The organism is Methylorubrum sp. POS3, from assembly GCF_043352485.1.
Taxonomy (GTDB): Bacteria; Pseudomonadota; Alphaproteobacteria; order Rhizobiales; family Beijerinckiaceae; genus Methylobacterium; species Methylobacterium suomiense.
In genome coordinates this window covers 1,918,163-1,938,753 of the sequence record NZ_JAPRBT010000001.1, presented here as the reverse complement: position 1 = coordinate 1,938,753, position 20,591 = coordinate 1,918,163, and the positions used below count along the sequence as shown (strand labels likewise).

The window sequence follows — 20,591 nt, the reverse complement described above, 5'->3', positions numbered from 1 at the left end:
GAAGGTGCCTCCGCCTTGCCGCCGCCACGGTCGGGTTTCAAGAGCCGACCCACGTTCAGGCGGCATGTCGGGGAGATCAGGACGATGGGACGCGGGCGTCGGGGCCGGCAGGCCGTCGCGGTTGTGGTCTGCCTCGCGAGCCCGCTGGCAGCCCATGCGCAGGACCCGTTCGGCCCAGGGTTGCCCTCCCCCGGCATCACGTCGCCGATGCTGCCGCCGCCCGTCCCCGAGGGCGAGGCGGACCTGTCGCTCTCGGCGAGCTTCGTCGGCTCCAACCAACCGGTGCGCTCCGGACTGAGCTGGCGCATCTTCGAGGACAAGGGCGAGACCGGCCGTCCGGCCATCATCGCCCGCTCGACCGATGCCGCCCCGACGCTGAAATTGCCGGCGGGTGCCTACGTCGCCACCGTGACCTACGGCTATGCCAGCGCCTCGAAGCGCATCACCCTGTCCGGCCAGCCGGTGACGGAGCAGCTGAAGATCGCCGCCGGGGCGCTCAAGCTCTCCGGCGCCATCGGTGATCAGATCATCGCGCCCAACCAGCTCGCCTTCTCGGTCTTCGTGCCGGCCGGCACCAATTCCGAGGGGCGCCTCGTGCGCAGCGGGATCAAGGCGGGCGAGATCGTGCGCCTGCCCGAGGGCGTCTACCACGTCGTGTCGAATTACGGTGAGTCGAACGCGATCCAGCGCGCGGATCTCAAGGTCGAGACCGGCAAGATCACCGACGCGACGCTCAACCACAAAGCCGCGACCGTGATCCTGAAGCTCGTCGCCGCCCCCGGCACCGAGGCCTTCGCCGGGACCGCCTTCAGCGTGCTGACGCCGGGTGGCGACACGATCCGCGAGGCGATCGGTGCCTTTCCCGCCGTGACCCTGGCGGAGGGCGACTACGTGCTGATCGCCCGCCACGACGGGCAGGTCTATACCCGCGAGTTCAAGGTCGAGAGCGGCCGGGACGAGGACGTCGAGGTCCTGGCCAAGGGCAGCTGATCGGGGACGCTGACGATGCATCGGCTTCCCGTCGCTCTGCTGGCACTCTCCCTCCTCGCCTGCGCACCGCCCGCCTCCGCCCAGACCATCGTGGACGGCTCCGACGCCGCCGTCGGGCCGGCTGCGGCCAGCACGATCCTAATGCTGGTCGGGCGCGCGCTACGCGATCCGGAGGCCCGCATCGCCGGCCTGCGGAAGGGCCGGGCCGGAGCCGTCTGCGGAACGGTCGATCTGCGCAACCGCATGGGGGCCCATACCGGCCCCCGCCCGTTCGTGGCCGATCTCTCGGAGAATGTCCTGGCGCGCCTGCCCGAGGGACCGGAGCTGCGCAGCCCTGCGAGTCCCGCCGATTTCCAGGCGATGCAGCGGGCCAAGACCCTGTTCGAGGCCAATTGCGCGGACGGTTGAACGGTTTTTCCGTCGCCCTCCCGGCCTCTCGACGCGACTCCAGTGCCCCCGGATGGGCGGATCGCCTACTCCCATCCGAAGATGGCCGCGTCAGGCCGCCCGGCGGGCCGCCGCGACGCAGGCCACGACGGCGAGGGCGGCGACGACCATGGCCGGCTCGATCCGCTCGCCCAGCAACAGGGCGGCGAGGGCCAGTCCGAGGAAGGGCTGGAGCAGCTGGAGCTGCCCCACCGCCGCGATGCCGCCGCGGGCGAGGCCCCGGTTCCAGAACACGAAGCCGATCAGCATGCTGAACAGCGAGACGTAGCCGAGCCCGGCCCAGGCTGCGGCCGGGATGCCGTCCATTTGCGGCGGCGCGAACCACGCAGCCAGCGGCAGCGTGACGGGCAGTGCCGCGACATTCGCCCAGGCGATGACCGGCCAGCCACCGAGGCGACGGGACAGACGACCGCCCTCGGCATAGCCGAGTCCGCCGGCCAGGATCGCGGCGAGCATCAGGACGTCGGCGGGCTCCAGGGTCAGCCCGCCGCGCAGGGCAAAGCCCGCAACGACGGTGCTGCCGAGGCAAGCGTACAGCCAGAAGCGCCTCGACGGGCGCTCGCCGGCCCGCAACGCGCCGAAGCCGGCGGTGGCGAGCGGCAGCAGGCCGATAAAGACGACGGCGTGGGCCGAATCGACCCGCATCAGGGCCAGCGCCGTCAGCAGCGGGAAACCGAGCACCACGCAGAGCGACAGCAGCCCGAAGGTCGGCAGATCGCCCCGAGCCGGCAGGGGCGGCCGGATCGCCGCCAGGAGCGCGGCGGAGGCGAGACCGGCCAGCGCCCCGCGGGCGAAGGTGAGGAAGAGTGGGTCGAACCCTGTCAACGCGAGCCGCGTGGCCGGGAGCGATCCGCTGAAGATCGCCACACCGATCAGCCCGTCGACGAGCGCACCGGTCGGCCGCGTCTCCGTCGGAGCGTCGAGCGCGGCGACCGTGGGCCGGATCACGCGAACGGCACGATCAGCGGCAGGGCGAGGGCCGCGCCGGCGGCAAGCACGATGAGGTCGCGGATGCGACGGCCGAGGAAGGCGGTGGCGCCGCTCCGGCGAGCGAGGATATCTTCGGTGAAGGTCATGGTGGGTCTCCGGTCAGGTCCGATCAGGGGCCGGGTATACCGGGGGCTGCTCTGTTCCGACAGGGACAGTTACAGTACAATTCCGATGAACTGTCCGGGACATCGATCGGTACGGTTCGGAGGATCGACCATGACGGAGCTGCCGCGCGAGGCGAATCTCAGTCGGGTGGAGGCGGTGATGCGGGCCATCGAGGCCCGGATCCAGAGCCGCGCGCTCGGGCCCGGCGCCCGCCTGCCCTCGGTGCGGGCTTTCGCCGAGAGCATGGAGGTCTCGAAATCGACCGTGGTCGAAGCCTATGACCGGTTGGCGGCGCAGGGCGCCATCCTGTCCCGGCCGGGTTCAGGCTTCTACGTGGCCGCCCGCGCCGAGCCGCTCAGCCTCGCCGCGCTGGGGCCCCGCCTCGACCGGGCGGTCGATCCGGTCTGGATCACCCGGCAATCGCTGGAGGCGGGCCCGGATCATCTCAAGCCGGGCTGCGGCTGGCTGCCGCCGGACTGGCTGCCCGAGGAGGCGTTGCGCCGGGCGCTGCGGCAGGTCGCGCGCCGCAGCGAGGCGGTGATGTTCTACGACACGCCGCAGGGTCACGCGCCCCTGCGGCAACTGATGGCGCGCCGCCTCACCGAGCGGGGCATCCTCGCCCATCTCGACCAACTGGTGCTGACCGACTCGACCACGCACGCGCTCGACCTGACCCTGCGCTTCCTCACCGAGCCCGGCGACACGGTGCTGCTCGACGATCCCTGCTATTTCAGCTTCCAGGCTCTCGCCCGCGCCCACCGCCTGCGGATGGTCGGGGTGCCGTTCGGTCCGGAGGGACCGGATCTCGCCGCCTTCGAGCGCGTGCTGGCGGAGCACAAGCCCCGGCTCTACGTCACCAATTCCGGCCTGCAGAACCCGACCGGGGCGACCCTGTCACCGATGGTGGTGCACCGCATCCTGCGGCTGGCCGAGGTGCACGGCACCCTGATCGTCGAGGACGACGCCTATGCCGATTTCGAGGTCGAGCCGGGGCCGCGGCTCGCCGGGTTCGACGGGCTCGACCGGGTGATCCATGTCGGCGGCTTCTCCAAGACCCTCTCGACCGGGGTGCGGATGGGCGTGGTGGCCCTGCGCGGCGACTGGGTCGAGCGCCTCGTCGACCTCAAGCTCGCGGTGTCGCTCAGCGACGGGCATCTCGCGGCGGCGACGATCCACCGGTTTCTCGTCGAGGGGAGTTACCGTCATCACCTCGACGCCCTGCGCACGCGTCTGGCCGATGCCCGCGGGCGGGTGGTGCGGCGTCTGACGGAAGCCGGGCTCACGGTGCAGTCGGTCCCGAGCGCCGGAATGTTCCTCTGGGCGCGCCTGCCGGGCGGTCTCGACGCAGCAGACATCTCCCGCCGGGCCCTCGCCCGCGGCGTCGTACTGGCGCCGGGCAATGTCTTCTCCTTGAGCCAGAGCGCGGGCGATTACCTGCGCTTCAATGTCGGCCAATGCACCGAGCCGCGGGTCTTCTCGGAGTTGGAGCGGGCGATGGCGGGGTAAGCCGCACAAGAAAAAGCCCCGACCTTTCGGCCGGGGCTCTTCCGCGTTTCGAGTGCTGCGTTTCGCTTAGCGACGGTCGCCGACCAGCGAGAGCAGGAACTGGAACATGTTGATGAAGTCCAGGTACAGCGTCAGGGCGCCGTTCACGGACATCTTGGCCGCACCCTCAGCGTCCATGCCGCTGTACAGGTACATCTCCTTGAGCTTCTGCGTGTCGTAGGCCGTGAGGCCCGCGAAGATCAGCACGCCGAGCACCGAGATCGCGAATTGCAGCGCGCTCGAGGCCATGAAGATGTTCACCAGCGAGGCGATCACGAGGCCGATCACGCCCATGATGAGGAACGAACCCATGCCCGACAGGCTGCGCTTCGTGGTGTAGCCGTAGAGGCTCAGAGCGCCGAAGCTCGCCGCCGTGATGAAGAACACCCGCACCACGCTACCGCCCGTGAAGACGAGCAGGAGGGTGGACATCGAGGCGCCCATCACCGCCGCGAAGGCCCAGAACATCGTGCGCGCCGAGGCGGCCGACATCCGATCCATCCGAAAGGAGAAGACGAAGATGAAAGCGAGCGGCGCCAGCATCAGCACCCACTTGAGGGGGCTGTTGTACAGCGTCTGGCCAAACGGCGTGAGCAGCGGGCGGGTGCCCTGGTAGCCGGCCACGGCCAGCATGTTGAGGCCGAGCGCCACGAGACCGGAGATCCCGAGGCCGACGACCATGTTGTTGTAGACGCCCAGCATGAAGCTGCGCAGGCCCTGGTCGACCTCGACCTGGGAGCCAGCGTATCCCTGCGGCTGGGCACCGTAGCGGAACGGGCTGTTGTCGAATGCCATGAAAGTTTCCCTTGGAAGCTCCCGGCGCGGGATGGATACGAGGTCCACGCGCGAACCCCGGCGCGTCGGGCGCGCCTCGACGCTGAATATGTTCGTTCGGCCGGAGACAAACAAGAGGGGCTTGAAGCTCACGGCCGAGATTTCAAGTCGTTCTATCGGCGGAAGTTTTTCGACCGAACGATCGGATTAAACCTTGTCTTGCGACGTTGCCGTCTGAATCTCAGAACTGTCGCAGATAAGGTGCCGGCTTCTGGCCGAGGATGCGCCAAGTCCCCGCCAGGCCGACGATGACGGCGAAGGCAACCGCGAGCCCTGCCACCATCAACGCCCCGCCGAGATCCGGCCGGAAGTCGAGCCGCATCACCCGCGTGACGATGCCCCAACTCGCCAGGGTTCCGGCGAGGATTCCGAACACGGCGGTGGCCAAACCCAGGGCACCGTATTCGAGGATATAGGCGAAGAGAAGCCGGCCGCGTGTGGCGCCGAGCACCTTCAACACCACGGCGTCGTAGAGCCTCGAACGGTGCCCGGCGGCGAGGGCTCCGGCGAGGACGAGCAGGCTCGTGAGGATCGCCACGACGCTCGCGCCGCGGATCGCCAGCGTGAGCTTGTGGACGAGGTCGTTGACGGCATCGAGCGCGTCCTTGACCCGGACGCTGGTGACCGAGGGAAAGGCCTTGGCGGCGTCGCGCACGATCTCGGCCTCCAGCTTCGGATCGGGGCCGTGCGGCAGGGTCAGGGTCGCGAGATCGGCATGCGGCGCCCCCCGGAACGTGCCGGGGGAGAACACCATCACGAAGTTGATGCCCAGCGAGCGCCACTCCACCTTGCGGAGATTGGCGACCTTCGCCGTGATCGAACGCCCGAGCACGTTGACGGTGACGGTGCTGCCGACCGTGAGCCCCAGCGCCCGCGCCGCCACCGCCTCGAACGAGACGAGGGCCTGCCGGCCCTCCTCCGCGCTCCACCACGCGCCTCCGACCATCTGGGATCCCTCGGGCGGGAGCTCCGCGTAGGTGATGCCACGGTCGCCGTCGAGGACCCAGGCTGCATCCTCCGGCGGCTTGATCTGGGCGGCCGGCACGCCGTTCAGCGCGGTGATACGGCCGCGCATCATCGGCACGCGCTCGATCTTGGCGTCGGGCGCGCGGGCGCCGAGGAATCCCGAGAACGCCTCCGCATCGCGGGACGGCACGTCGAGGAAGAACAGGCTCGGGGCGCGGCCGGGCAGCGAGCTCTCCAGGGCGCGGGTGATGTTGGCGTCGATGGCGCCGAGCGTCACCAGCAGCGTCGTGCCGAGGCCGAGCGAGAGCACTACTGCGGGCGTCAGCGCACCGGGTCGGTGCAGGTTGGCCAGCGCCATGCGCGGCGCCATCGCCCGAGGTCGGGGCAGGCGGGCGGCGACCGCCATGATGCCCGAGGCGACGAGGCGCAGGCCGCCGAAGGCGAGCCCGGCGGCGAGCATGAAGGTCAGGGCGACCTTGCGGTCGAAGGCGGTGGCCAGGGCAAGCCCCGCCAAGGCCGCGAGGGCGAGGGCGAGGACCACGAGGTAGCGCGTCCGGGGTCGGCGCCGGGTGGGGTCGACGCTATCCCGAAACAGGCTCGCCACCGGCACGTCGTGGGCCCGGCCCAACGGCAGGATGGCGAAGGCGAGCGCGGTGAGGAGGCCGTAGGCGGCGGCGAGGGCGAGGCGCCCGAACGCGATCTCGGGATTGAGCGGCAGCGGGAGTTGGTCGCGCAGGGCCGCATCGAGCAGGAACGGCAGGGCCGCGCCGAGCGCCAGACCGATGATCGTGCTCAGGGCGGCGATCAGCATGACCTGCACGAGGTAGAGCCCGACCACCTGAGACCCCGGCGCACCGACGCTCTTGAGGGTCGCGATGGCCTCGCGCCGCCCATCGACGAAGGCCCGCACGGCGTTGGCGACGCCAACCCCGCCGACGATGAGCGCCGTGAGTCCGACCAATGTCAGGAATTGGGTGAAGCGCTCGATGCCCTTGGCGAAGCGCGGATCGGCATTGACCCGCGAGCGGATCTGGAAGCCCGCCTCGGGCAGGGCCTTCTGGATCGAAGCATCGACGGCCGCGAGCCCGGCATCGTCGAGCCCCGGCAGCTGGAGGCGGTAGCTCCACTGATTGAGGCTGCCGGGCTGGATGAGGCCGGTGGCACGGAGCGCGGCCAGGGACACCATCAATCGCGGGCCGAAGCCGACGCCCGCGGCGATCTTGTCGGGCTCCGCGGTCAGCGCGGCACGGATCTGAACCGGGAAGCCGCCCAGCGTCACCCGGTCGCCCGGCTTCAGGTCGAGGCGGGTCAGCAGGGCCGGATCGGCCACCGCGCCGTAGACCCCGTCGCGCTCGGCCAGCAGATCGGCCAGGGGCTGGGCCGGATCGGTCTCGACCGTGCCGACCGCCGGATAGGCCGCGTCGACGGCCTTCAGCTCGACCAGCGCCGCGCCTTCCCCCGCCACCGCCATGGCCCGGAGCGTGGCCACTTCGGAGACCGGCCCCTTCGCGGCGAGTGCCGCGCGCTCGGCCGGGCTCGCCTCGCGATTGACCAGCGCGTAGGTGAGGTCGCCGCCGAGAATCCGGCGTCCCTCGCGGCCGAGCCCGCCCGAGAGCGAGGCGGCGATCGAGGTGACGCCGCTGATCGCGGCGACGCCCAGGGCGATGCAGGCGATGAAGACGCGAAAGCCGGAGAGCCCGCCGCGCAGCTCGCGCAAAGCCAAGCGCAGGGTCAGCGGCAGCCCGAAGGCGGCCGGCCGGGGCCGCGGGATGTCCGGCCGGGACAACGTACCGTGCATGCGCGCTCGAGGGTTTCGCGTTCCGGGCCGGAAACGGCCGCGCCTCAATCTGGGCACTTCCGCCGCCCGCGCAACCGCGCTCGCCGCCGCAGGCCGGGCGCGAGCCCCGCTCCGGGGCCGCTTCCATGCCCCTGGCGCAGCCGCTAAACCGGCAGCCCCGATCCCGATCGAACGTGGGAAGCCAAACCGTGTCGTCCCTGCGCCTGGGCGTGAACATCGATCACGTCGCCACCGTCCGCAACGCCCGCGGCGGGCATGTGCCCGATCCGGTGCGCGCCGCCCAGGAGGCCGTGGCGGCGGGTGCCGACGGCATCACCGCCCACCTTCGGGAGGATCGCCGGCATATCCGCGATGCCGACATCGCCGCCCTGAAGGCTCTTCCGGTGCCGCTGAACCTGGAGATGGCGGCCACGGACGAGATGGTCGGCATCGCCCTCCACACCCGGCCGCACGCCGCCTGCCTCGTGCCCGAGAAGCGCGAGGAGCGCACCACCGAGGGCGGCCTCGACATCATCGGTGGCCGCGCCCATCTCGCGCCGCGCATCGCCACCCTGTCGGAGGCCGGCATCCGCGTGTCGCTGTTCGTCGAGCCCGACGAGGCGGTGATGGAGGCGGCCCATGCCCTGAAGGCGCCGGTGGTCGAGCTGCATACCGGCAGCTATTGCGAGGCGGCGGTGGCGGGCGACGCCCCGCGCGTGGCCCGCGAGCTCGACCGGATCGTCCGCGCCGCCGCCCACGGCGCCGGGCTCGGCCTCGAGATCCATGCCGGTCATGGCCTGACCCTCGACAGCGTCGGTCCCGTGGCGGCCGTGCCGCAGATCCGCGAACTGAACATCGGTCACGCCCTCATCGCCGAGGCGATCTTCGTCGGGCTGCGCCAGGCGGTGCACGACATGCGCGCGGCGATGGACCGGGCGCGGCGATGAGCGGACCCCGGAGGTCCCGGCACGGAAGCAGCCGGGCCGCCGGGCTCGTCCGGATGCAGGCCAGGAAGACAGCATGATCCTCGGTATCGGCACCGACCTGTGCGACATCCGCCGCATCGAGAACTCCCTCGAACGGTACGGCGACCGCTTCACCCACCGGGTCTTCACGGAGGGCGAGCGCGCGAAATGCGACCGGCGAGCCGCCCGTGCCCCCTCCTATGCCCGGCGCTTCGCCGCGAAGGAGGCCTGCGCCAAGGCCCTCGGCACCGGCATCGGCCAGGGGGTGTTCTGGCGGGATATGGAGGTGGTGAACCTGCCTGGCGGCCAACCGACGCTGCATCTCACCGGAGGTGCGCGGGAGCACTTGGCCCGCATGGTTCCGGAAGGCTTCGAGGCGCGGCTGCATATCACGCTGACTGATGAACCCCCTCTGGCGCAAGCCTTCGTGATCATCGAAGCGGTTCCTGTGCCCCGCGCCTGAACTGAATACAGCGCTCGGCCGTCTTATCCTCGCGTTGCGGGCGGGCCGCGCATGGTCTAGACCCCCGGCCCAGCAGAGCGGTTGCGATGGACGGTCTTGAGCCGGGCCTCGACGCCAGGGGCTGCGACGGCAACAGAGACATGGAACACGCACGCGTGGATCGCGAGAGCAAATCGGAGATCCGGGCGGCGGAACCCGGCACCTGGGAGAGCATCCGCGAGACCGTGAAGGTCGGCGTCCAGGCGCTGCTGATCGCGCTCGTGGTGCGCACGCTGCTGTTTCAACCGTTCAACATTCCCTCGGGCTCGCTGATCCCGACGCTCCTGATCGGCGACTATCTGTTCGTGTCGAAATACACGTACGGATATTCGAAATACTCTCTTCCGCTGTCCGAATATCTTCCGATCGAGGCGCATGGCCGGATCTGGGGGGCGGAACCGAAGCGCGGCGACATCGCCGTGTTCAAGCTGCCCAAGGACAACGCCACCGATTACATCAAGCGCGTGATTGGCCTGCCCGGCGACAAGATCCAAGTGATCGAGGGCGTGCTCAACATCAACGGCAAGCCGGTCAAGCGTGAGCGGATCGCCGATTACGAGACCTTCGACGCGTTCGAGCAGCCGGTGAAGGTGGTCCAGTACATGGAAACCCTGCCCGGCGGCGTGACTCACCGGGTGATCGAGCGCGATGGCGACCGGGGTTTCTGGGACAACACCACGGTCTACACGGTGCCGGACGGGCACTACTTCATGATGGGCGACAACCGCGACAACTCGACGGATTCGCGCGATCTCTCCAGCGTCGGCTACGTGCCGTTCGAGAACTTCGTCGGCCGCGCCGAGATGATCTTCTTCTCGATCGACGAGCGCACGCCCGCCTGGAAGCTCTGGCGTTGGCCGTCCGACGTGCGCTGGAACCGCCTCTTCACGACGATCCACTGACTCCTATCTGCACGTCCGTGATCGCGGCATCGACAGGAAGCCCCGCTCCGGCGGGCGGTCGGCGTTGAGCGCGCCCGATGAGGGCGCCTCGCGCTCCAACCGTGCCCGGCGGGCCCACCGGCCGCGCCCTGGCCTCGATGTGCTCGAAGCCCGCATCGGACACCGATTCACGGACCCGTCGCTCCTGCCGCTGGCCCTGACCCATGTCAGCAAGGCGGGTCATACCGGCCGGGTCGGCAGCTATCAGCGCCTCGAATTTCTCGGCGACCGCGTGCTCGGACTCGCCATCGCCGAGAGCCTCTACACGGCCTTCCCCGAAGCCGAGGAGGGCGAGCTGTCGCGACGCCTCGCCGGGCTCGTGCGGCGGGAAACCTGCGCGGCGGTGGCCGAGGCCTGGGAGGTCGGGCCCCATCTCAATCTCGGTCCCGGCGAGGTCCAGACGGGCGGACGGCGCAACCAGACCATCCTGGCCGATGTCTGCGAGGCGATCCTCGGCGCGGTCTTCCTCGATGCGGGCTACGAGGCCACCAAGGCGATCGTGCAGGCGGCCTTCCGCCCGGGCGAGGTGACCGGCGCACCGCGGGGGCGCGACGCCAAATCCTCGTTGCAGGAATGGGCGATGGCGCGCAGCCTCCCGATCCCGGTCTACGAGGTGGTGGACCGCTCCGGCCCCGACCACGCCCCGGTCTTCCGGATCGCGGTGCGCGTCGATGGAATCGAGCCGGGCTACGGCGAGGGCAATTCGAAGCGCGTGGCCGAGCAGGAGGCCGCCCGCTCCGTCCTGTCCCGCGAGGGCATCGGCGGCACCCAGGATCAGGACGGAACCCATGGTTGACGACAGGGACGACGCCGACGACGGCAAACCTCAGGAGATGCAGCCAGAGGCCCAGCGGGAGGACACGCGGGCCGGCTTCGTCGCGCTGATCGGCGTGCCGAATGCCGGCAAGTCCACGCTCCTCAATGCGCTGGTCGGCACGAAGGTCTCGATCGTCTCGCGAAAGGTACAGACGACCCGTGCGCTCGTGCGCGGCATCGTCATGGAGGGCGCCGCGCAGGTGATCCTCGTCGATACCCCCGGCATCTTCGCGCCCAAGCGCCGGCTGGACCGGGCAATGGTGCATTCGGCCTGGAGCGGCGCGGCGGATGCCGACGCGGTCTGCCTGCTGGTCGATGCCCGCAAGGGGGTGGACGAGGAGGTCGAGACGATCCTGCGCCGCCTGCCCGAGGTGAAGCGACCCAAGATTCTGATCCTCAACAAGATCGACCTGATCCCGCGCGAGCGCCTGCTCGAACTCGCCGCTACGCTCAATCAGCAGGTGCCGTTCGAGGACACCTTCATGATCTCCGCGCTCAAGGGCGACGGGATCGAGCGCCTGCGGCAAGCCTTGGCCGAGCGGATGCCGCCCTCGCCCTGGCTCTACCCGGAGGATCAGGTTTCGGACGCGCCCCTGCGCATGCTGGCCGCCGAGATCACCCGGGAAAAGATCTACGACCGCCTGCACGAGGAGCTGCCCTACCGCTCCACCGTCGAGACCGACCAGTGGCAGGCCCGGCCCGACGGCTCGGTGCGCATCGAGCAGACCATCTTCGTCGAGCGCGAGAGCCAGCGCTCCATCGTGCTCGGCAAGAACGGCCAGACCATCAAGGCGATCGGGCAGGCCGCGCGCATCGAGATTTCCGAGGTGGCCGAGGCCAAGGTCCACCTGTTCCTGCACGTGAAGGTGCGGGAAAACTGGGCCGACGATCCTGCCCGCTACCGCGAGATGGGGCTGGAATTCCCGACGGGGTGATCTTTCCTCTTGGTCGATCGACGCCCATCCCACCACCTGCCCTCATCCTGAGGTGGCGATGCGAAGCGGCGCCCTCGAAGCAGGGCTCCAGCCCGCCGCGCGATTCCTGGAGCCCTCCTTCGAGGCTGCTTCGCAGCACCTCAGGATGAGGGAGATGGATGGGAGGATGAGGATCGCGAAAACCGAAGCCATGATGATGCGAGTCCATGCCGCCCGCCCCTGACGCCATCGTTCACGGCCTGCCGCCGACGGAGCTCGCCTCCGTGCCGGACGGCGCCGCCCAGGTTTCTCCGCTGATCCCCGGGTCTGAACGCCTCGAGGACATCGCGCCGGACAGCCTCGATCGCGCGGTGCTGCTCGCGCCCGCCGGCACGGTCGAGCGCCGCTACGCGCTGGCCCTGGCGCTGCGGGGCCTCAAACCCGGCGGGCAGCTCACGGCTCTGGCGCCCAAGGACAAGGGCGGCACCCGGCTCGGCAAGGAATTGCGCAATTTCGGCTGTGCCGTCGCCGAGGACGCCAAGCGCCATCACCGCATCTGCACGGTCATGCGGCCCGCCGCGCCCGTCGGCCTCGACGAGGCGATCCAGGCGGGGCGCCCGCGCCATGTCGACAATCTCGCCCTCTGCACCCAGCCCGGCATCTTCTCCTGGGATCGGCTCGATCCCGGCACGGCCCTGCTGCTGCGCCACCTGCCGACGCTGTCGGGCAAGGGCGCCGATCTCGGCTGCGGCCTCGGCATCCTGTCTCTGGCCGTGCTGCGCTCGGACAAGGTCGCGTCGCTGGCGATGATCGATATCGACCGCCGCGCCGTCGACATGGCCCGCCGCAATGTCGGCGAAGCCCGCGCCAGCGTGCATTGGGCGGATCTGCGGGGGGCCGACCCCACCCTGTCCGGCCTCGACTTCGTCGTGACCAATCCGCCCTTCCACGACGGCGGTGCCGAGGATCAGGCCCTGGGCAAGGCCTTCATCGCCCGCGCGGCCGCTGCCCTGCGCAATGGCGGGACGCTCTACCTCGTGGCCAACGCCCACCTGCCCTACGAAGCGCCCCTGCGGGCGGCCTTCAAGACCGTCACACCGATGGCGACGGAAGGGGGCTACAAGCTGTTCGAGGCCCGCAAGTGAGGGGTTTGGCATGAAGGCGCTGCGCCTCGACCGGCTGCTCGCCAATCTCGGCTACGGCTCGCGCCGCGAGGTGGAGGGCCTCGCCCGTGCCGGTCGCGTCGTCCGCGACGGCGCGGCGCTGAGGGATGCCTCGGCGCGCATTCCCCTCGACCCCGACCTCCCGGGCCGCATGACGGTGATGGGTGAACCGCTCGATCCGCTGCCGGGCCTGTGCCTGATGCTGCACAAGCCCCTCGGCGTGACCTGCTCGCACAAGGAGGCGGGGCCGCTCGTCTACTCTCTGCTTCCCGAGCGGTGGCGTCGCCGCGACCCGGCCCTGTCCACGGTCGGCCGCCTCGACAAGGAAACCTCCGGCCTCCTGCTGCTCACCGACGACGGCGCCCTGCTGCACCGGATCATCGCGCCGAAGGCCAAGGTCGCGAAACGCTACCGGGTGACGCTCGCGCGCCCGCTCCAGGGCGACGAGGCGGCGATCCTGTCGTCCGGTGAACTGATGCTGGAGGGCGAGGATCGGCCGCTGCTGCCGGTGGAGATGGAGACCGAGGACGCCACCCATTGCGTGGTGACACTGCACGAAGGGCGCTACCACCAGGTCCGGCGCATGTTCGCCGCCATGGGCAACCATGTCGACGCGCTCCACCGCGACCGTGTCGGCGGGCTGACCCTGCCGGAGGACTTGGCCGCCGGAGCGTATCGGGTTTTGGGGCCGGACGAGATCGCGGCGATCTTCGCCCACTGAGTCACAGGCCTTCCGTGTCGCCGCATGCGAACCCGGTAATGACGGTGTCAGGAAGGGCGACGAGCTGGCAACGCGTCCCCGTGCCGGCGCGACTTGCGGCGGCATCGCCGCACCGATAAGGCGCGGGACGTCCTGCCAACCGTTCCGAGGCCGCCATGTCCACCTACAAGCTCCTGCTCCTGCCCGGCGATGGCATCGGTCCCGAAGTGATGGCCGAGGTCGAGAAGGTCGTCGGCTGGCTCGGGAAAACCGGACTGGCCTCGTTCGAGACCGAGCACGGCCATGTCGGCGGCTCGGCGATCGATGCCCACGGCAAGCCCCTCTCCGACGAGACGCTGGCCCGTGCGGACGCCGCGGACGCGATCCTGCTCGGCGCCGTCGGCGGCCCGAAATGGAACGGCATCGCCTACGACCTGCGCCCGGAAGCGGGTCTCCTGCGTCTGCGCAAGGATCTCGGCCTGTTCGCCAATCTCCGCCCGGCGATCTGCTACCCGGCCCTGGCCGACGCCTCGGCGCTCAAGCGCGAGCTGGTCGAGGGCCTCGACATCATGATCGTGCGCGAACTCACCGGCGGCGTCTATTTCGGCGAGCCCAAGGAGATCACCGCGCTGCCCGACGGCTCGAAGCGCGCCGTCGACACCCAGGTCTACACCACGGGTGAGATCGAGCGGATCGCCCACGTGGCCTTCGACCTCGCCCGCAAGCGCTCGGGCCGGGTGGCGTCCGCCGAGAAGAACAACGTGATGAAGACCGGCGTCCTGTGGAAGGAGGTCGTCACCAAGGTCCATGCCGAGCATTATGCGGATGTCGAGCTGGAGCATGTGCTCGCCGACAATTGCGCCATGCAGCTGGTGCGGCGGCCCAAGCAATTCGACGTGCTGGTGACCGACAACCTGTTCGGCGACGTGCTTTCGGACGTGGCCGCGATGCTGACCGGCTCTCTTGGGATGCTGCCCTCGGCCTCCCTGGGCGCGGTCGATGCCCGTGGTACCCGCAAGGCGCTCTACGAGCCGGTGCATGGCTCGGCCCCCGACATCGCCGGCAAGGGATTCGCCAACCCGATCGCCATGATCGGCTCGCTTGCCATGTGCCTGCGCTACTCGTTCGGCCTGGGTGAGGCCGCCGATCTCGTCGAGGGGGCGATCACCAAGGCGCTCGCGTCCGGCGCCCGCACCCGGGACATCACCGCCGAGGGCCAGGCGACGATCAGCACGGCGCAGATGGGCGACGCGATCCTGCGCGAGCTGGAGACGGCGCGCGGCGTCTGAGTGGAGCCGATCCCCTCCCCCTTCCGGGGAGGGGTCAGGTGTGAGGGTGATTCAAGACGGCGGGCGCGGAGCCCGCTGCTCGACCCTTCCGGCCTTCTCCCCATCTGGGGAGAAGGCCGCCTCGTCCGGCTACCGAGCGAAGCCGGCAGCCACATCCCGAAAAGATCAGTTCCGTGCCTGGGGGGCGGTCCCGCCGAGGTGGAACACGCGGTGCGGCACCAGCTCGCCGCGCTCCACGTCACCGACCGCCACCAGCACGCCGCCGCAGGTCGCGTAGGCCTTGCCCTCCACCGGAGCATCCTGGCCGCGCAGGATCACCGGCTGGCCGCGCATCAGCCGCAGGCCCATGTCGCGGCTCACGGCCACCGACGGCACCTCGTCGAGGGCGGTCTCCACCGGCCGCAGCTGCGCCTCGGTGCTCTCCTCCAGCGCTGCGATGCTGCAGGCGGTCGCCTCCTCGAAGGGGCCGACGCGGGTGCGCCGCAGGGCGGAGACGTGGCCGTAGCAGCCGAGCATCCGGCCGAGATCGCGGGCGAGCGCCCGGACATAGGTGCCCTTGCCGCACTCGGCGGCGATCACGGTGCGGTCGCCGCTATGCTCGACCACCGACAGATGATCGATCTGGACCGTGCGGGCGACGAGTTCCACCACCTCGCCGTCGCGGGCGAGATCGTAGGCGCGCTCGCCCTGGATCTTGATGGCGGAGTAGCGCGGCGGCACCTGCTGAATCTCGCCGACGAAGGTCGGCAGAGCCGCCTCGACCGCCTCGCGGGTCGGGCGCTGATCGCTCGTTTCCACTGGCTTGCCCTCGGCGTCGTCGGTATCGGTCTCGACGCCCCAGCTCACCTCGAAACGGTAGGCCTTGCGGCCATCCATGACGAAGGGAACGGTCTTGGTCGCCTCGCCGAGCGCGATCGGCAGGATGCCCGAGGCGAGCGGATCGAGCGTGCCAGCATGACCGGCCTTCTTGGCGTTGAAGAGGCGCTTCACGATGGCGACCGCCTGCGTCGAGGTGATGCCGACACCCTTGTCGAGCACGACCCAGCCGCTCACGTCGTTCTTCTTCGGACGGTCGTGACGCGGGCGCCCGCGCTGCGGCCGGCGGCCGGAACGCGGCGGACCGTCGTGGCGGCGCGCCTCACCGCGCGGAGCCTGCGGCGCCTCGGCCGACGCTTCGGAAGAGATTTCGTCCTGCATCCTGTCCTCAATCGACGGGTGTGTTTCGGGAAGAATCGTCCCGTCATCGGGCCCGTCCCGGGGGCCCGGATTCGTCAGGTGGCGGCATCTTCGGACACCGCCCCGATCCTGATCAATCGCCCGCGGGCGGATCTGTTTCGTCGTCGTCGCGCGGCGCGCTCGCGAGGTCGCGCTGGACCTTGTCGCTGCGCAGGAGCCGGTCGATCCGGGCCGCCTCGTCGAAGGTCTCATCGCGGCGGAAGCGCAGCTCCGGTGCGTATTTGAGGTTCACCCGCCGGGCAACCTCCTGGCGCAGGACCTTCCGGTTGCGCTCGAGCGCAGCGATCACCGGCGCCTCGTCCTGACCGCCGAGCGGCATGACGTAGGCGGTGGCGAGCTTGAGGTCGGGCGACATGCGCACCTCCGGCACGGTGACGACATGCGAGCCGAGCACCGGGTCCTGGATGTCGCCGCGCTGGAGTACCTCGGCGAGCGCGTGGCGCACGAGTTCGGCCACGCGCTGCTGGCGCTGCGAGGGGCCGACCGGATTCTGTTTCTGGGCCATGTCGATCGAGCGGAGCCGCGAGGCTCGGATACAAAGGGAAAGGGCCGCGGCTCTCGCCGCGGCCCCGCTTTCCGAAGGGCGGTGGGAGGGGAGACCGCTCAGAGCGTGCGCTTGATTTCCTCGATGTTGAAGCACTCGATGAAATCGCCGACCCGCATGTCCTGGTAGTTCTGGAAGGACATGCCGCACTCGTAACCGGCGGTGACCTCCTTGGCATCGTCCTTGAGGCGCTTCAGCTGCGAGAGCCGCCCCTCGTGGATCACCACGTCGTTGCGCAGGAGGCGGACATGGGCGCCGCGCTGGACCACACCCTCCATGACGCGGCAACCGGCGATCTTGCCGACCTTCGACACGTCGAAGATCTGCAGGATCTGCGCCTCGCCGAGCTTCTCCTCGCGGAGCGTCGGCGGCAGCATGCCCGACAGCGTGGCTTTGATGTCGTCCACGAGGTCGTAGATGATGCTGTAGTAGCGGATCTCGGTGCCGTCGCGCTCGGCCGCGTTGCGGGCTTCCTTATGGGCCCGCACGTTGAAGCCGATCACCACCGCCTTGGAGGCGTTGGCCAGCGTGATGTCCGACTCGGTGATGCCGCCGACCCCCGACAGGAGGATGCGGACACCGACCTCGTCGTTGCCGAGCGCCGTGAGCGCCCCGTTGATGGCCTCGACCGAACCCTGCACGTCACCCTTGATGATGATCGGCAGTTCCTTGCGGTTGGCGCCTTCCTTGGCCTCGCGCATCATGTCGACGAGCGAGCGGTTGGCACCGCCGGTGCGGGCATTCAGACGCTCGCGCTTGATGCGGGCGCGGTACTCGGTGACCTCGCGGGCCCGGGCCTCGTTGGCCACCACGATCACGCGGTCGCCGGCATCGGGCGTGCCGTTGAAGCCGAGCACCTCGACCGGGACCGACGGCCCCGCATACGGCACGTGCTTGCCGGTGTCGTCGATGAGGGCGCGGATGCGGCCCCACTCGGCGCCGGCGACGACGATGTCGCCGGTGAACAGCGTGCCGCGCTGGACCAGGACCGTGGCCACGGGGCCGCGGCCGCGGTCGAGCTGAGCCTCGATCACGGTGCCTTCGCCGTCGCGCTTCTCGTTGGCGCGCAGGTTCATGATCTCGGCCTGGAGCTGCAGGCCCTCCAGCAGGTCGGGCAGACCGTCGCCGGTCTTGGCCGAGACCTCGAATTCCAGGGTCTCGCCGCCCATCGACTCGACCTGGATGTCGTGCTGGAGCAGCTCGGTACGGACCCGTTGCGGGTTCGCATCCGGCTTGTCGATCTTGTTGATCGCGATGATGAGCGGCACGCCCGCCGCCTTGGCGTGCTGAATCGCCTCGACGGTCTGGGGCATCACGCCGTCGTCGGCCGCCACCACGATCACGACGATGTCCGTCACCTTGGCGCCGCGGGCGCGCATGGAGGTGAAGGCCGCGTGGCCGGGGGTGTCGATGAAGGTGACGAGATCACCCGACGGCGCCGACACCTGATAGGCGCCGATATGCTGGGTGATGCCGCCGGCCTCGCCCTCGACCACGTTCGCCTTGCGGATCGCATCGAGCAGCGAGGTCTTGCCGTGATCGACGTGACCCATGATCGTGACGACCGGCGGACGCGGCTCCAGATCCTCCTCGAGATCCGGCTCGTCGGAGCTGAGCCCCTCCTCGACGTCGGACTCGGCGACGCGCCGCACGGTGTGGCCCATCTCCTCAGCGATGAGCTGAGCCGTGTCCGAATCGATCACGTCGGTGATCTTGTGGATCTGGCCCTGCTTCATCAGCAGACGGATGACGTCCACGGCCCGCTCCGACATGCGGTTGGCGAGTTCCTGGATGGTGATGGTCTCGGGGATCGTCACGTCGCGGGCGATCTTCTCCTTGGCTTCCTCGTGCCGATGCCCGCTCATCCGCTGCTGGCGGCGGCGGAACGACGCGACGGAGCGCGTGCGCTCGTCCTCGCCGGAGGTCGCATTGGCGATGGTGAGGCGGCCGCGGTTGCGGTCGCCGCCCGGCGATTTCGGCGTCTTGGGCGGCGTGATGATCTTGAGCGGCATGCCCGGACGACGGATCACGCGCTTCGTGTCCGACTCGTCCTCCATCGCCGGAGCGCCAGGGCGCGCGGCGGGGCGGGCTGCCCCCGCACCGGCAGGCCGGGCGGCGGTGGTCGGCGTCGGAGCCTTCTCGGGCTCCGGTGCCGGGGCCGGCTTGGCCATGAAGTTCAGATCGCGCGGCTTGCGGTTGTCCGCGGTGATCACGCGACGCGGCTCGGCCGGTGCCTGCGGTGCTGCCGGACGCGGCGCCGCGGAAGCGGCGGGACGCGCAGGGGCACCAGGACGGGCAGGCATGCCCGGACGGGCCGGGGCGGCACCCGCCGCGGGGCGCGGCGCGGCCGGAGCCGCCGGGCGCGCCGGCGCTGCGGGACGCGCCGGAGCGGCGGCAGCCGGGCGGGCGGCGGGAGCCGCCGACGACGCGGCGGGGGCCTGAGCGGCGGCGGGAGCGGGAGCTGCCGGGGCAGCGGCCTGACTTCCCGGCTCGGGCTCGGGCGCCGGAGCGGCGGCCGCGCGGGCGGCCTCCTCCTCGGCGCGGCGGCGCGAATCCTCGGCAGCCTTGCGGCGGAGCTCGTCCTCCTGGCGGCGACGCTCCTCCTCCTCGCGGCGGCGAGCCTCGGCAGCTTCGCGCTCGCGGCGCTCGGCGTCCTCGCGCTCCTGGCGCGCTTTGATCTCGGCCTCGGCGCGGGCGCGGTTCTCGGCCTCGCGGCGCTGGGCATCGGCCAGAGCGCTGGCGCGGGCATCCCGCTCCTGCTCACTCAGCGTGCGCAGGACGACCCCTGAGGCGGAGCGTCCAGCAGGACGGGCCGCCGGAGCCGGCGCGGGCGCAACCGAGGCCGGACGCGGCGGCGGAGCCGCGACGGGCTCGCGGGGCGTGACCGTTCCGGGGGCGGCGCCGATCGTGCGCCGCTTCACCGTCTCGACCACGACGGACTTCGACCGCCCGTGGGAGAAGCTCTGACGCACGGTCCCCTGCTCGACCGGGCGCTTCAGCGTCAACGGCTTCGAGGGGGCCCTGTTCTGCGTCTTGTCACCCGGATTGTTCGTATCGCTCATTCAGTCTGAACCCTGAGGGCTTCCATCGTCACTGCGGCCGGCGGCGGGCGCGCCCGGCCGAGTCAACGTCATTTCATCGTCGTGCGAATCGAAGGCGGTCGCGCCGGCACCGAGCGGGGCGCCCGCCTCGGACGCCGACGCCATACCTTCGAAGGTCCGGAACCGACGCCAACGCGCGAGATAGCCGGTGGTGCCGGCTCCCGCGACGAGGGCAGCGTGTATCACATGATCCCGGCCCAAGGCCATGTCCAATTCGGGGTTGGACAGGTCGTCGATCACGGGAATTGCGGATATGGCGTCGCCGTGGCGCCGTCGCAAGGCGGCGGCGAGCTTGCGACGGCCATCTGGGCTCGCGTCGGAGGCGTGAATCAGGGCGGCGACGCTCTCGCTTCCAAGAATCGCCGACTCGACCTTGCCGAAACCGGTAACGACGCAGCCGGCCTTGTTGGCCAGTGCCAGCGCCTGTCGCATGTCGATGCGCAGCCCCTCGGCGACCCGGTCGGGCAGATCGGGGGCAACCTGCGCCCCGCTCGCGCGGAAGGCCCGGCTGAAGGCGCGGCGCTTCACCGCCGCCGCGACCGTGTCGCGGGTGGCGGTCACCCAGGCGCCCCGGCCCGGCAGGCGGGCGCGGAGATCCGGCACCACGGCACCGTCGGGGCCCATCACGAAGCGGATCATCGCCTCGGGCGATTGGACGACGCGGGTGACGATGCAGGTGCGCGCAGGTTCCCGGCCGCGGCCGGGGCCGCGGTCGAGGGGAGGTGCCTCTTCGGCCTCCACCTGCATGCTGGAATGCCCGCTCACC

General features: G+C 70.3%; 19 protein-coding genes. 11 read left to right on the top strand and 8 right to left on the bottom strand.

The features are described 5' to 3' along the window. The first annotated feature begins 84 nt into the window (after positions 1–84). Complete coding sequence (locus OWC43_RS09235; protein WP_137830793.1) at positions 85–990, top strand: hypothetical protein; 906 nt, start codon at positions 85–87, stop codon at positions 988–990. A gap of 15 nt (positions 991–1,005) precedes the next feature. Then, the gene (locus tag OWC43_RS09230; protein WP_393956439.1) at positions 1,006–1,398 is read left to right on the top strand and encodes a hypothetical protein; all 393 of its coding nucleotides are present in this window, start codon (positions 1,006–1,008) and stop codon (positions 1,396–1,398) included. 90 nt (positions 1,399–1,488) lie between these two features. On the opposite strand, the gene OWC43_RS09225 is transcribed toward OWC43_RS09230, so the two are convergent. Both OWC43_RS09225 and OWC43_RS09220 read right to left on the bottom strand, forming a co-directional pair. After that, positions 1,489–2,382: a DMT family transporter gene (locus OWC43_RS09225; RefSeq protein WP_393958528.1), complete on the bottom strand. Its 894-nt coding sequence runs from the start codon at positions 2,380–2,382 to the stop codon at positions 1,489–1,491. Further along, complete coding sequence (locus OWC43_RS09220) at positions 2,382–2,513, bottom strand: hypothetical protein (protein WP_281405179.1); 132 nt, start codon at positions 2,511–2,513, stop codon at positions 2,382–2,384. Before OWC43_RS09220 ends, OWC43_RS09225 begins: the two co-directional genes overlap by 1 nt. 130 nt (positions 2,514–2,643) lie before the next feature. Between OWC43_RS09220 and OWC43_RS09215 the strand changes: the two genes are divergently transcribed. Continuing rightward, on the top strand, positions 2,644–4,038 hold the full coding sequence (locus OWC43_RS09215) for a PLP-dependent aminotransferase family protein (protein WP_393956438.1): 1,395 nt from the start codon (positions 2,644–2,646) through the stop codon (positions 4,036–4,038). 66 nt (positions 4,039–4,104) lie between these two features. Here the strand turns inward: OWC43_RS09215 and OWC43_RS09210 are convergent, their stop codons facing one another. Continuing rightward, positions 4,105–4,872, bottom strand: a complete 768-nt coding sequence (locus tag OWC43_RS09210; RefSeq protein WP_137830796.1) for a Bax inhibitor-1/YccA family protein — start codon at positions 4,870–4,872, stop codon at positions 4,105–4,107. 220 nt (positions 4,873–5,092) lie between these two features. Then, on the bottom strand, positions 5,093–7,675 hold the full coding sequence (locus OWC43_RS09205; RefSeq protein ID WP_393956437.1) for an ABC transporter permease: 2,583 nt from the start codon (positions 7,673–7,675) through the stop codon (positions 5,093–5,095). A 188-nt stretch (positions 7,676–7,863) separates the two neighbouring features. On the opposite strand from OWC43_RS09205, the gene OWC43_RS09200 reads away from it, so the two are divergent. The 8 genes from OWC43_RS09200 to leuB all read left to right on the top strand — a co-directional run bounded on the left by OWC43_RS09200 (position 7,864) and on the right by leuB (position 14,944). After that, positions 7,864–8,601, top strand: a complete 738-nt coding sequence (locus OWC43_RS09200) for a pyridoxine 5'-phosphate synthase (protein WP_137830798.1) — start codon at positions 7,864–7,866, stop codon at positions 8,599–8,601. Between the two features lie 73 nt (positions 8,602–8,674). Further along, positions 8,675–9,082: a holo-ACP synthase gene (gene acpS, locus OWC43_RS09195; RefSeq protein ID WP_137830799.1), complete on the top strand. Its 408-nt coding sequence runs from the start codon at positions 8,675–8,677 to the stop codon at positions 9,080–9,082. Between the two features lie 140 nt (positions 9,083–9,222). Next, positions 9,223–10,023, top strand: a complete 801-nt coding sequence (lepB, locus tag OWC43_RS09190; RefSeq protein WP_137830800.1) for a signal peptidase I — start codon at positions 9,223–9,225, stop codon at positions 10,021–10,023. A gap of 64 nt (positions 10,024–10,087) precedes the next feature. Then, positions 10,088–10,858 (top strand): ribonuclease III, encoded by a 771-nt coding sequence (gene rnc / locus OWC43_RS09185; RefSeq protein WP_137830801.1) that lies wholly within the window; start codon positions 10,088–10,090, stop codon positions 10,856–10,858. 37 nt (positions 10,859–10,895) lie between these two features. After that, complete coding sequence (era, locus tag OWC43_RS09180) at positions 10,896–11,813, top strand: GTPase Era (RefSeq protein ID WP_393958527.1); 918 nt, start codon at positions 10,896–10,898, stop codon at positions 11,811–11,813. Between the two features lie 206 nt (positions 11,814–12,019). Then, positions 12,020–12,937, top strand: coding sequence for a class I SAM-dependent methyltransferase (locus OWC43_RS09175; RefSeq protein ID WP_393956436.1), 918 nt, complete (start codon positions 12,020–12,022; stop codon positions 12,935–12,937). Positions 12,938–12,947: 10 nt separating this feature from the next. Continuing rightward, entirely contained in the window at positions 12,948–13,676 is a 729-nt protein-coding gene (locus OWC43_RS09170; protein ID WP_137830803.1) for a pseudouridine synthase, read from the top strand. 155 nt (positions 13,677–13,831) lie between these two features. Then, complete coding sequence (gene leuB, locus OWC43_RS09165) at positions 13,832–14,944, top strand: 3-isopropylmalate dehydrogenase (protein WP_393956435.1); 1,113 nt, start codon at positions 13,832–13,834, stop codon at positions 14,942–14,944. Between the two features lie 165 nt (positions 14,945–15,109). Here leuB and truB read toward each other — a convergent pair whose 3' ends face one another. The 4 genes from truB to OWC43_RS09145 form a co-directional block, all read right to left on the bottom strand. Beyond that, on the bottom strand, positions 15,110–16,141 hold the full coding sequence (truB, locus tag OWC43_RS09160) for a tRNA pseudouridine(55) synthase TruB (RefSeq protein WP_137830805.1): 1,032 nt from the start codon (positions 16,139–16,141) through the stop codon (positions 15,110–15,112). Positions 16,142–16,253: 112 nt separating this feature from the next. Then, positions 16,254–16,685 carry a 30S ribosome-binding factor RbfA gene (gene rbfA, locus OWC43_RS09155; RefSeq protein WP_393956434.1) on the bottom strand — a complete coding sequence of 144 codons (432 nt, stop codon included), beginning with the start codon at positions 16,683–16,685 and terminating at the stop codon, positions 16,254–16,256. A gap of 98 nt (positions 16,686–16,783) precedes the next feature. Next, positions 16,784–19,786, bottom strand: a complete 3,003-nt coding sequence (infB, locus tag OWC43_RS09150; protein ID WP_393956433.1) for a translation initiation factor IF-2 — start codon at positions 19,784–19,786, stop codon at positions 16,784–16,786. Continuing rightward, positions 19,787–20,572, bottom strand: coding sequence for an RNA-binding protein (locus OWC43_RS09145; RefSeq protein ID WP_393958526.1), 786 nt, complete (start codon positions 20,570–20,572; stop codon positions 19,787–19,789). Positions 20,573–20,591: the final 19 nt, after the last annotated feature.